11 protein-coding genes and 1 pseudogene are annotated in these 12,226 nt (G+C 52.2%); 4 read left to right on the top strand and 8 right to left on the bottom strand.

Translation table 11 applies throughout. The annotated features are described in order from the left end of the window. Window positions 1-38: 38 nt before the first annotated feature. A complete protein-coding gene (locus LIZ87_RS09880; protein ID WP_178314966.1) occupies window positions 39-659 on the bottom strand; it encodes a LysE/ArgO family amino acid transporter in 621 nt (206 codons plus the stop codon). Window positions 660-833: 174 nt separating this feature from the next. On the opposite strand from LIZ87_RS09880, the gene LIZ87_RS09875 reads away from it, so the two are divergent. After that, entirely contained in the window at window positions 834-2,294 is a 1,461-nt protein-coding gene (locus tag LIZ87_RS09875) for an aminotransferase-like domain-containing protein (protein ID WP_227146686.1), read from the top strand. Window positions 2,295-2,410: 116 nt separating this feature from the next. Here the strand turns inward: LIZ87_RS09875 and LIZ87_RS09870 are convergent, their stop codons facing one another. From LIZ87_RS09870 to LIZ87_RS09845, 6 genes are all read right to left on the bottom strand, one after another. Continuing rightward, window positions 2,411-4,084 carry a carbon starvation CstA family protein gene (locus LIZ87_RS09870; protein ID WP_227146684.1) on the bottom strand — a complete coding sequence of 558 codons (1,674 nt, stop codon included), beginning with the start codon at window positions 4,082-4,084 and terminating at the stop codon, window positions 2,411-2,413. 188 nt (window positions 4,085-4,272) lie between these two features. Next, window positions 4,273-5,823 carry a uroporphyrinogen-III C-methyltransferase gene (gene cobA, locus LIZ87_RS09865; RefSeq protein ID WP_227146682.1) on the bottom strand — a complete coding sequence of 517 codons (1,551 nt, stop codon included), beginning with the start codon at window positions 5,821-5,823 and terminating at the stop codon, window positions 4,273-4,275. Between the two features lie 2 nt (window positions 5,824-5,825). Next, complete coding sequence (gene hemC / locus LIZ87_RS09860; protein WP_227146680.1) at window positions 5,826-6,755, bottom strand: hydroxymethylbilane synthase; 930 nt, start codon at window positions 6,753-6,755, stop codon at window positions 5,826-5,828. Beyond that, a complete protein-coding gene (locus LIZ87_RS09855; RefSeq protein ID WP_227146678.1) occupies window positions 6,748-7,398 on the bottom strand; it encodes a precorrin-2 dehydrogenase/sirohydrochlorin ferrochelatase family protein in 651 nt (216 codons plus the stop codon). Before LIZ87_RS09855 ends, hemC begins: the two co-directional genes overlap by 8 nt. A gap of 13 nt (window positions 7,399-7,411) precedes the next feature. Beyond that, window positions 7,412-8,932, bottom strand: a complete 1,521-nt coding sequence (locus tag LIZ87_RS09850; RefSeq protein WP_227146676.1) for a serine hydrolase — start codon at window positions 8,930-8,932, stop codon at window positions 7,412-7,414. Window positions 8,933-8,948: 16 nt separating this feature from the next. Then, entirely contained in the window at window positions 8,949-9,824 is an 876-nt protein-coding gene (locus LIZ87_RS09845) for a DUF368 domain-containing protein (RefSeq protein ID WP_319638577.1), read from the bottom strand. A gap of 286 nt (window positions 9,825-10,110) precedes the next feature. Here LIZ87_RS09845 and LIZ87_RS22870 point away from each other — a divergent pair. The 3 genes and pseudogenes from LIZ87_RS22870 to LIZ87_RS09830 all read left to right on the top strand — a co-directional run. Beyond that, window positions 10,111-10,422, top strand: a pseudogene (locus tag LIZ87_RS22870) (winged helix-turn-helix transcriptional regulator); the annotation flags it as partial. After that, window positions 10,396-11,292 carry an RNA polymerase sigma factor gene (locus LIZ87_RS09835; protein ID WP_334300999.1) on the top strand — a complete coding sequence of 299 codons (897 nt, stop codon included), beginning with the start codon at window positions 10,396-10,398 and terminating at the stop codon, window positions 11,290-11,292. The pseudogene LIZ87_RS22870 and the gene LIZ87_RS09835, both read left to right, overlap by 27 nt. A gap of 113 nt (window positions 11,293-11,405) precedes the next feature. Next, on the top strand, window positions 11,406-11,678 hold the full coding sequence (locus tag LIZ87_RS09830; RefSeq protein WP_178317414.1) for a DUF3795 domain-containing protein: 273 nt from the start codon (window positions 11,406-11,408) through the stop codon (window positions 11,676-11,678). Window positions 11,679-11,861: 183 nt separating this feature from the next. Here LIZ87_RS09830 and LIZ87_RS09825 read toward each other — a convergent pair whose 3' ends face one another. Beyond that, window positions 11,862-12,203, bottom strand: a complete 342-nt coding sequence (locus LIZ87_RS09825; protein WP_227146675.1) for a hypothetical protein — start codon at window positions 12,201-12,203, stop codon at window positions 11,862-11,864. Window positions 12,204-12,226: the final 23 nt, after the last annotated feature.

Here is a 12,226-nt window from a genome sequence, read left to right as displayed (position 1 = left end):
CCCCCTGTCAGCCGCGATACAAAATGCGGGAGCTCCATTCACTTCAATTCTATTGCCATAGAGACAAAATGGAGAAACAGCTTTGCTCCATAAAACAGGATCACAAGCCCGCAGGCAATATTCAGCTTTCTGAGGATGGAGGGCCGGAAATGACTGCGGAAGATGGAAATGACCAGAGTAAGGCCCATGAACCACAGGCAGGAGGCAGAGGCCACTCCTGCGATAAACGGAAAGGCCTTTGAGGGCGGGAAGGATGCACGGAAGGCTCCCAGCATCATGGTTCCGTCTATAATGGCCTGAGGATTAAACCAGGTGACAATGCAGGCAGAGGCCGCTGTCCTGCCCAGGGAGGTGTTCTCCTCTGTCCTGGAAAGTTCCACCTCCTTTGAGCGCAGCAGGCCAAAGCCGATATAGAGCACCACCAGGCTTCCTGCCAAAAGGACCGCCATCTGAAGCCACTGGAAACGCTCCATCAATGCCCCTATGCCGAAGAAGCAGGCCAGCCCCAGGGTGACATCAAAAAAAATGACAATGAGCGCTGTGAGAACTGCCCTGGAGCGCTTCTGGCTCAAAGCAGAATTGATGACAAATAAATTTTGAACTCCAATGGGAGCCACATAGGCAAGCCCCATGGTAAGTCCCTGCAGGTAGTACGTCATTCCATATTTCCTCCTTAAAACAGCTGGCATACCAGCCAATCTTATGCTATGATATCTGCATTATACAGGAATCACGGAGGCTTGTAACCAGCCAAAAGCCATATGCCGGCCCAGCCAAACCTGGTCCTCCTAACCCTGAAAACGCTCTTATAAAAGGCAGGTAAGACAGACATAATGAAGCGCAGTACCCCCATCACCATTGAATGGAAGCCGGACAGGAACAAGAATATCCCGGTCTATAAACAGATCATTGCTTATATATGCGAACAGGCAGCCTCAGGGAGATGGCCGATCGGAAGCCGCCTCCCCTCCCAGAGAACACTTGCGGGGATGTTTGGCGTCAATAGAAGCACTATAACGGCGGCACTGGAGGAGCTTGCCTCCTATGGTATCTTAAAAAGCAGCTATGGTGCAGGAACACAGATCGCCTCCAACACCTGGTCCCTTCTTCTTCCCTCCACTTGGAACCAGTACGTATCCTCCGGCTATTTCCAGGCCAACCAGGCTGCCATACAGGCCATCAACCATTTGGAATTTGTCCCGGACATGATCTGTCTGGGCACAGGGGAGCCGGATCCCCGCCTGTTTCCAAAGAAGCTCTGGGAGGAGACGCTTTCCGGCCTTAAGGGGCGCATCGATTCTCTGGGGTATCTGGAGCCCTTAGGCCATCTTCCCCTCCGCCAGGCGATCTCTGAGCATATGAAGGTCCTGGATATCCATGTACCGCCCTCCTCCATCCTGATCACCTCCGGCTCCCTCCAGGCACTGCAGCTGATCTCCGTGTGTCTGTTAAAAACAGGCTCCACCATTTTTACAGAGGCACCCTCCTACTTAAAATCCCTTCACATATTCCAGTCAGAGGGAATGTGCCTTTCAGGCATTCCCATGGACAAACAGGGGATATCCATTCCTGCCCTGGAGCAGCGTTTAAAGGCCGGACGGTCTTCCGGCTCCCCTGTTCTCTATACCATTCCCACCAACCACAATCCTACTGGGATCACCATGACGGACAGAAGAAGACAGGAGCTGAAAAGCTTCTGCGCCGCAAACAGGCTTCCTATCATTGAGGACGGCACATATGAGGAGCTCTCCTTTGACGATGCTCCCCTAAAGCCCTTAAAGGCATCGGACAAAACAGGAAATGTGATCTATCTGGGAAGCGCCTCAAAGGCTTTGGCACCAGGCCTTCGGATCGGCTGGGTAGCTGCAGATGAGCCCATTGTCCAGAGGCTGGGAGATGTAAAAATGCAGATGGACTATGGAGCCAGCTCCATTTCCCAGTGGATATTTGCGGAGTTTCTTTCAAGGGGATTCTACGATGCCTATCTGGCTGATCTGAAAGGGGAGCTTCGCAGGCGCCGGGACAATGCCCTGGCCTCCCTGGAAACCCATTTTAAGGGCATTGCCTCCTGGAATATCCCCACCGGCGGCTTTTTTATATGGCTGACCTTTCTTCGTGAAATATCTGTGGACGCACTCTTTGAAAAAGCCGCAAGGGCCCATATCCTGTTAAATCCAGGGGATATCTATGATTTTAAGAAAAGCAATTCCCTTCGGCTCTCCTATTCCTATGTATCCTGTGAGGAGTTCAGGAAGGGCGCAGGAGAGCTTGCCAGGATCGTAAAAGAACTCTGAGGGCTTTTGGCATATAAGCTGCTTGGCAGAAGCTCCTTAAACAAAAACGCAGGACCTCTGATCAAAACAGAGCATCCTGCGTTTTGCATTTATTTTGCACGGTTAGAACATGGGGGTTAATTCTTTTCCATCAGCTTCCTGATCCCCTCAAATGCCACAATAAAGCCTAAGATCAGAAGAAGGACTGCAAATACCAGCTGAAGGGCATTGCCGAATACAAACTGGGCAGACAGAGCAGTTACCAGGGACTGGATCTTTAATACCAGGGCAGTGAAGGTTACGCACAGCATGATCGCCATGGGGCCCCAAAGCATGATCCCCTGCCTGTGGGTCCTCTTCAGGAATACGGCGCAGGCAATGAGCGCCAGGGCAGAAAGCAGCTGGTTGGCAGAGCCGAACAGCGGCCAGATGCTTGCATATCCGGCCCTTGACAGCGCGTAGCAGAGAGCCAGGGTCAGGACGGTGGAGAAGTATTTGTTTGTAAGTACCTTGTTCAGGGAACCCTGCTTCTCAGGAGCGATCTCGTCGTTGGTAAAGAACTCCTGGAAGGCGATACGTCCCACACGTGCCACAGAGTCAAGGCTTGTGAGTGCAAATGCGGAAATGGACAGTGTGATCAGCGTGTAGCTGATGGAGTCCGGAAGTCCTAATGTGGTCAGGAACATGGCAATGGCCTTGGCAAACACCTGAGGAGGTGTTCCGGTGGGAAGTCCCTCGCTGGTAGCCAAAGCGCCGACAGCGATCAGCGCAGTGATGGCCAGAAGGCTCTCAAGCAGCATGGCGCCAAAGGATACAGGCAGCATGTTCTTCTCATTTTTGATCTGCTTGCTGGCAGTACCGGAGGATACCAGGGAATGGAAGCCCGATACAGCGCCGCAGGCGATGGTAACAAACAGTGTTGGGAACAGGTAGGAAATATTTCCCTTTGCATCCGTATAGACAAAGGATGTAAAGGACGGCAGGTTGATCGCCGGATTGTATACACAGATTCCCACAACAGCACCTGCGATCATGGCAAGGAGCAGGTAGCTGTTCAGATAGTCACGCGGCTGGAGCAGGGCCCATACAGGGGTAACGCAGGCAATGATAACGTATACAAATACGAAGATCAGCCATGCATGCTGCGGAACATATACCGGGAAGGCAAGTCCCAATGCCACTGCAACCACCAGGAGCACGACAGCGACGGCTGTATTGACAGCCTTGCCGCATTTGCTGTACTTGAGGAAGAAGCCAAGGGCCACTGCAAATACGATGAATAACAGAGAGGTGGTTGCCACAGCTCCGTTGGCAGCGATCTTCTCTCCGGTTGCCGCGTCAAAACCATTAAAGGTACCGGCAACGATATCGGCAAAGGCAGCAACTACCAGGATGGAGAACAGCCAGGTAAACAGGAGAAAGAGCCTCTTTCCCAGCTTTCCTATGTAGAGCTCGATAATATAGCCAATGGAACGTCCCTTGCTCTTTACTGAAGCATACATGGAAGAAAAGTCCTGCACTGCTCCGAAGAATACGCCGCCCAGAAGGATCCACAGCATAACGGGAAGCCAGCCAAACATGGCGGCCTGGATCGGACCATTGATCGGGCCTGCTCCTGCAATGGAGGCAAACTGGTGTCCAAATACCACATTAGTATCTGCAGGAACATAGTCAACACCATCCTCCAGCTCATAAGCCGGCGTCTTCGCCTCAGGGTCAATGCCCCACTTTTTCTCCAGATACCGGCCATAGATCAGATAGGCTCCGCCTAATACCACGATGGCGATCAGCATCATTAATAAACCATTCATATCTCTCGTCTCCTTACGTAATAAAGTGATTTCCGTAAAGCCCCCAATATCAAAAGGCAGCCTGGCTGCACTGCCTTCAGTGCCTTCCAGCGCTGCCTTTGATTCTTTGAAGTTTACCACTATAAACAGAAGAAAGCAACAATATGTTTATGATTATTTTATGATTTATTTATATATTCTTTATAACTTCAAGTTATATCCAAATGAGTCATACTTTCGTTTCTTAAGCTGACATCCTCCTCCAAGGAACGGACAATGCCATCGATATCATAGGAAGAAGCAACCACATCCGCATGCTGTCCATGCTCTCCCAATGCTTTGGCAGTGATATCTCCAATGCAGGCCAGCCGCGGCTTTCTCCTTGTGCCGCCAAAGCTTGCCAATCTGCTCTCCATTGCCCCGAAAAAGCCTCTGACGCCTGAGGCACTTGCAAAAACCAGATAATCAAGTGGCGCAGGAAGAGCCCCTGTCTCTCCCTCCGGCTCTCTGCGCTCCGGCATCACATCGTAAAGGGGGACATCCTCCCAGGCAATGCCAGCCTCTGAGAGGACGGCCGGAAGCTCCTTAGAGGCCATGGCGGCTCTTGCCAGCAGCACCTTATCTTCTTTGCCAAGGAGCTTTACCAGTCCCTCTCCCAGGCTTCGGGCACAGTAGGACTCCGGTATAAAGTCAGGACGGAAGCCATATTTTTCCAATTCTCCGGCTGTTCCCTTACCAATCACCGCAAATTTCAGATGGCCCACTGCCCGGAAGTCACGTCCTGAGCGGTACAAGCCCTCAAAAAAGCACTGGACACCGTTGGCACTGGTGAGTACCAGCCAGGTGTAGCCCTCCAGATCCCGGTATGCCCTCTGTACCTCATCGGAGCTCTCGTAGGGGATCACCTTCATTTCCAGGACATTTCTGACATCAGCCCCCTCTCTCTCCAGGGCCTGCCGCAGACGGGCGGCAAAGGAGGGAGTACCTGTGATCCCTATGGTGGTGCCTGACAGCGGAAGGGCCCCCTTGGGGCATAGCTCAAAGGCAGCCACCTCACCTACTACGATAATGGCAGGCGTACCGAGACCGGCCCTTATGGCCTCCCCGGCCAAGGAGCCTAAAGGCGCTCTGAGGACTCGCTGGTTTGGAAGACTTCCGTTTTCAATAACAGCCGCCGGAGTATCGGGGCTCTTTCCGCCCGCAATAAGCCCTGCTGCGATTGACGAAAGCTGCCCAAAGCCCATGAGAAATACTAGCGTTCCTGAGAGTGCAGCATAAGGCCTCATATCCGGAGTGGCCCCCTCTCCTCCCATGGTATGGCCTGTGATCACATGAAAGCTGCGGCTGACTCCTCTGTGGGTGACAGGGATACCAGCCAGCTCAGGCACGGCCACCGCAGAGGTGACACCGGGCACGATCTCCCAGGGGATCTCATTTTCCTCCAGAGCCAGGATCTCCTCCCCGCCCCTTCCGAACACAAAGGGATCTCCGCCTTTCAGACGGACTACCGTAAGCCCCTCCTTCGCCAGACGGACAAGCAGCCCGCTGATCTCTTCCTGGCTCATAGAGTGGCGGCCAGCCTGCTTTCCTACATAGACCTTCCTGCAGCCGGGCTTTAAGCAGGATAGAAAATGGTGGGAGGCCAGATGGTCATAGACAACCGCATCGCAGCTCTCAAGCAGCTTAAGCCCCTTTATTGTCATAAGCCCCCATGCGCCGGGGCCTGCTCCCACCAGATAAACCATTCCCTGATGTTTCATTGCTATCTCAATCCTTTCACAGCCTCTCTCACAAGACGGCCTCTCTCTGTGTCCGTGTTTTCTCCTGTCAGATGGATCTGACGCAGCCTTCCATTCCTGCGGTTCACTCCCCACACCTCGATCCGGTCTTTGCAGATCCGGGAATAAATACCCACAGGCTCATGGCAGCCAGCCATAAGTCCTTTCAGCACACTGCGCTCCAGCTCCAGGCACATGCGGGCTTCTTGGTGGTCAATGGCTTTGCAGAGAAGGCTGGCCATGCTGCCTTCCTTTCCCTCCACAGCCATGATCCCCTGTCCACCTGCCGGTATAAAACGGTCTGCTGGAAGAAAATGGAAATCATACCTGCCGTCAGACCTTATCCCCAGGCGCTTTAAGCCGGCTGCTGCCAGAATGATCCCGTGAAACATTCCATCCTCCAGCTTTTGAAGGCGGGTGTGGACATTTCCCCGCAGATCGGCACAGGAAAGTGCAGGTGTTTTTCCTGCGCTTCCATGAAGATCAGGCCACAGCTCCTCCCATAAAAGCCCGATCTGAAGCTGGCGGCGCAGGCTTGAGGTGCCTATGGTAAAATGCTCCAGCTCCCTTTGACAGACTCCCTTCCTTGTTACAAGCACATCCCTGGGGTCCTCCCGCTCTGATACAGCCGCTATGGTAAGGCCTTCTGCCAACTCCATGGGGAGGTCCTTTGCGCTGTGGACTGCCAGCTCCATAACGTCTCCGGCAATGGCCTGTTCAAACTCAGAGACAAAGACACCCTTTCCTCCAAAGGACTGGAGGGGGTGATCCAGTATCCGGTCTCCCAGAGTATCCCTGGTGACATATTCCACCTGGATATCAGGATACGTCTCCTTGATCAGCTCTGCAATGAGCCGCGTCTGCTCCATTGCCAATATGCTCTTTCTGGTGCCAATACGGATGATATCACCCATGTCTGTTCTCCAATCTCTCTTTTATCATATCCTCCGCCATCTCATCTGTCAGGCAGCAGTTATTTTCCAGCCCCTTCTCTGCCAGGCTGTGAAAGAGGTCCGCCCGCACTCCGGATGACTGTGGGAATGCCTCCTTTACCCGCTCTCTCAATGCTCCAAGCTTCCATGCCAACTCCCCAAAGCCGGAAGGGAGAGCTTCCTTTATCAGCTTTTTGGCATAGGAGGCAAGCACAGGGCTGTTTCCTCCTGTGGAAATGCCAACAGTGACAGGCCCGTCCTTTACGATCGAAGGGAAAAAGAAGGTGCAGAGTTCCTTCTCATCCACCACATTTACAGGGATCCGCCTTTCCTTACACCATGCAGATACAGAACTGTTTAAGTCCTTATCCCCGGTAGCTGCGATTACAAAATCCGCCTGCCCGATATCAATAGGCTGAAAAGGCCGCCGGATAAGACAGACCCTTCCTGCCGTCTCAGGCGCTAAGGCCAGGGCCTCCAGCTCCGGCACCATGTCCGGCGCGATCACATCCATGACAGCGCCAAAAGGGAGAAGGTCCGTAACCTTCCGAAAGGCTACGGTCCCTCCTCCTGCGATCACACATTTTTTATTTTCGATCTCCATAAAAAATGGAAAATATCCCATAACGCCCTCCCGTTTACTCGTGGTGACGCTGCCTGCGCTCGTTGAGCAGGCGTTCAAATTCTTCCTCTGAGCAGCCGATATCTGCCAGACGCTTTAACCGCTTTTCCCTCTGAATACGCTTAAGCTCCTCCTCCCTTTTCCTCTGATGGCGGTAGAGAAGGAAGCCTGCCGCTGCCAGGAGAAGAACGGCTGCGCCAATGCCTGCTGCAGCTATGGCAGCCGGTGAGGCAGACAGGAACACAGCCGGAGGAAATTGGAAGCCGGAGCCGTATCCCTTGTCCCCGGTATCTGTGCCGGGAGGATCATCCCCTGGTAAGGCCTCTCCCGTACCAGCCTGTGAGGGAGTGGCCTCTCCTGCTGGTGAAACAGCCTCCAGCGCGTCCGGTTCCACAGGACGGGTGGTAAAAAGCCAGGCCTCTCCTACCCGTCTCTCATTGTAAGTATACACAAGCTTTGCCACTGCCTGTTTTGGATGGTTTTCGGGAAGCGCCTCCAGAGACATCTCCGCATCGGAAAACTCGGCATTGTTCGGGATCGTTATGACAGCGGACTCCTCCAGATAAAGCTCTGAGGGATCATAGCTTTCACTGCCTGCCACAAAGGGCTCCTCCCCCGTCACACAGGCAGTCTCATTTTCTGCGATTGATACGTTTTTAAACCTGGCAAAGCCAAAATCCAGAATGGTCTTTGTGTCAGAATAATGGGTGAAATCCGTACTCTTTAAAGTGACGGCGATCTCTCCGCGGTCTCCCCTGCGGGCATAGGTGACAAGGGTCTGGCCTGCCTGGGAAGTGTAGCCGGTCTTGCCGGCAATCGCATCCGGATAATAATTTTCCCCGGAAGGATCCTCGGTGGACAGAAGCTGGTGCTCCATGGAATAGGTTCTTCCCTCCGGGTTATTGATCGTGGGCGGAAGGCTCGCTTTCACGGTGGAATTGATCTCCAGCAGCTGTTCGTTCTGATAAGCAGCCCTGGCGATCAATGCCATATCATAAGCCGAGGTTCTCTGGGTATCGTCATTGAGGCCTGAGGGATTGGCAAAATGGCTCTCCCTGCAGCCGATCTCCAGAGCCTTCTCGTTCATCTTATCTGCAAAGGCCTCTCTGCTTCCGGCCACGTGTTCCGCCAGGGCATTGGCAGCCTGGTTGGAGGACTGGAGCAGCATAACGTAGAGACAGTCCCTCACAGACAGGACATCCCCCTCCTCTAAGTTCAGCTTATTGCCGCTGCCCTCCTCCACATTGTAGACAGCATCATGGGAAAATGTCACCATATCCTCCATGGAGCTGTTCTCGATCACCACCAGGGCCGTCAAAATCTTCGTGATGCTGGCAGGGATCTTCTGCTCATGGATATTTTGTCCAAAAAGCACTGTCCCGGAGTCCATATCTATCACAATTCCTGCCTCGGATTGGATCCCCGTATCCGAAGGCCAATCCGGCCTTGCAAGCACGGAAAAGGATGACAGCACGGAAACTGCCATGGATGCCAACAGCAGGCGGGTAATCTGTTTGCTACGCTTCAACCACCTCATAAGTACCTCCCCTTGTCTACTTCTCCAGCCTTGCCTTTAAGAACTCCAGCCCGGCCAGTATCAGGCCTCCCAGCAGGAAAAACAGAATGCGGAAGGTTTTAAGTCCCATAGGAGCCTGGGGCACATCCAGCGTAGTTGGCCCCATGACGATGGCATAGAGGGAACCGATCATAAGGCCGACAATGGTATAGATCGTCTGGGAACGATAGCGCTCCAAACACATCTTGATGAGCTTGATGATCCCAACAATACCAGCTATCACACCCAGGCCAAACACAACGAGGATCGGGAAATAGCTAAAATTCAGGTGCATCAATTCCTTTACAGCCCCCAATATAGGCACATAGAGCCCAAAGATCAGAAGAAGGGTGGAACCGGAGATACCGGGAAGCACCATAGCCGTGATAGCGATCATGGCAGCAAAAAACACATACAGCACCACTCCCAGGGAAAGATGTTCTACGGAAACATTAATTCCCTGGCCTCCTGCAGGATTAAAGTAGGAAATGCAGAATACCAAAAGGGTACCGATCAGGGTAAATACCAGGTTCCCATAGCGGCCCGCCATCACCTGCTTTTCCTCCTTTATCACCATGGGGATGGCAAACAGGGTAAGCCCCATAAATACGGAGCTGATCTCATAGATGTGGACCTGGAACAAGCTGGACAAAACAATGACTGACATGGAAAAGCCGATCACCCATCCGATCCCCAGCTTGATCAAAAAGAAAATAGCGGCTCTGCGCCTGCGGTTGTCTCTTCCCATCAGATCATTGAGGGAGTTAATAAATTCATCGTAAAATCCCAAAAGAAACGCGATCGTTCCCCCGGATACTCCCGGAACGCTGTCTGCCAGCGCCATGCAGAAGCCTCTGATTGCATTTAAAAGCATGTATAATCCTCCTTAGAGGAACATGTATTTATGGCATGTTCCTCTGAACATTATACAGGAAATAACGTGAAATTCAAGTGTGGTTTTCGTGAAAGCGGTATCTTAAGAGCCATCTTAAGAAAATTGTCATAACATTTAAATAATCGTTGCTCCATCGATGGTTTTCATTCAAAACAGCCTGTGTTATAATCTTACCGTCCCATTTATTTTTCGCAAGAATACACTTAAAAGATATATAGTATTTCTTCAGAAAGTAAGTATCTAAAAGAAATGAAAGGAGTACCCTATGAGAACTGCAAATGCGCCTTACTCCTGCCCTGTGGAGGCAACTCTCCATCTCATGGGAGGAAAATATAAACCGCTGATCCTCTGGCATTTGAAGGAGCAGACACTCCGCTTCAGCCAGCTCCAAAAGCTGGTTCCAAAGGCAACTGCTAAAATGCTTACCCAGCAGCTCAGAGAGCTGGAGCAGGATAAACTCATTTCCCGCAGAGTATACCCTGTGGTGCCCCCAAAGACGGAATACTCTCTCACAGACAGAGGAAGGACGCTGATCCCTGTGCTGGATGCCATGTGCAGCTGGGGGAGAACGTATATGGAGGAACAGGAGGAAACCTTCTTCCAACAAAGTCCCTGCTGCCAGACAGCTTCCGGATCCGTACAGGCCAGCCCGTGCAGCAGCGCCTCAAGCTCACACTCTCTTCTGACAGCTTCACTAAAGGCCCATGGTTCCTACGTATATAACCTGGCCCTAAGGCTTACCTGCCATCCACAGGATGCAGAGGATCTGGCCCAGGAGACTTGGCTGAAGGCCTGGGAGCATATTACAGAGCTGAAGGAGCCTGGCTCTGTCCGCTACTGGCTGCGCACCATCTGCATCAACTGCTTCCGCATGAAATGCCGGAAGGAAGGCAGGCTGAAGCTGGAATTTTCCGATGATTTGGAGGCCCTGGAGCGGGACGGTACTCTGCTGACCGAAGTTCTCCCCTCTCCTGCCGCTGAGCTGGAGGCTTCTGAGGAGGTAAAGAAGCTGCGCGACGGCTGCTTTCTCGCCATGGCGCGGAAACTGACATTGGAGCAGCGGATCGTATTTTCGTTGGTGGATATGTTCGGGCTTTCCGCAGCGGAAGCCGCCCTTTCCCTTGAGATCACCCCTCAGGCTGCAAAGGGACTTCTCTATCGGGCCCGCATGAACCTGGATTCCTTTTTCAAGGGCCATTGCAGCTTTCTGGATATCGAAAATCCCTGCCGCTGCCAGGCCTGGATCCGCTTTATGGAAGACAGGAACCACATTCAAAAGCAGCTGAAGCAGCAGTTTGCCCCTCTGGAATTCCGCGAAAAGGGCTACATCTTTGACCCGGATACCAGAAGCAGGCTCCTCCACTTTTACCGCAGCATGCCGGATAAAAGACCTCCCCAGGAATGGTTTGACAATGTGATAACGCTATTTTCCAACGGTGGGCAGTAACAATAATTTCCCCTGACCCGTGACTTCTAATAAAAACGATCATCTATATAAACAGAAGCGCCCAGAGCAAACGCTGTGGGACGCAGCTAAAAAAACATTAGGAGGATGATCGTATGTTTGAATCAAGATGCGGCGTATGCTGCAATTCATGTACCAGAAAAGAGGCTGTGGGCTGCAGGGGCTGCCTTCACATGGAAAAGCCCTTCTGGGGCGGCAAATGCCCGGTAAAGTCCTGCTGCGAGGGACGCGGACTGGACCACTGCGGACTGTGTCCTGATTTTCCCTGTGAAGTTCTTTCCGGCATGGGAAAGGACCAGGGCTTTGACCCTGGTCCAAAGATCGCTCAGTGCAGGAAATGGGCAGAGGAACCTTCTTCCGCTGTATGATCGTGGTACAGGGTGATGATCCGCTGTGATTTCCGGAAGCTCCGGTAACGCTGCTTCCGGCTCTGCAGCGGTCTTCCCGCAGGAGGAAAGAAAAAGTCCTGCTGCCGGCAGGCCAGTCAAATATCGGATTTCTTTCTTCAAACGCCTCGTCTCCCTTTCCTTTTCTCCTGATCTATCACACATTTAATTCCACCTGTAACGGCATTGGGGATTCAGGCATTCATACCTTCCGCGCAAAAAAGAATACCTCTCATAAGGCTCTCCTGCCAATAATGAAGCAGCCAGACTGCCTCTTACCATCAACTCATCCATTGATAGATATTTGATTTTTTTGTACCCGCATTTCGGGCAGAATGGATATTCTCCATTTGCATCACGTTCGCACACAGGTACAAAGGACTCATAAGGAAATTCCCTGCCCACATCCTCAAAAAATGCCCCGCAGCTCTGGCATTTTTTCATTTCCACCTGATTAAATGTTTCAATCGTATATTTCTCACATCCGCAATAAGGACATGCATCCATAAAAACCTCCTGATTTCTCCTTA

The sequence above is a fragment of the Lacrimispora sp. 210928-DFI.3.58 genome (assembly GCF_020554865.1).
Taxonomy (GTDB): Bacteria; Bacillota; Clostridia; order Lachnospirales; family Lachnospiraceae; genus Enterocloster.
This window is presented reverse-complemented; position numbering and strand designations above follow the sequence as displayed.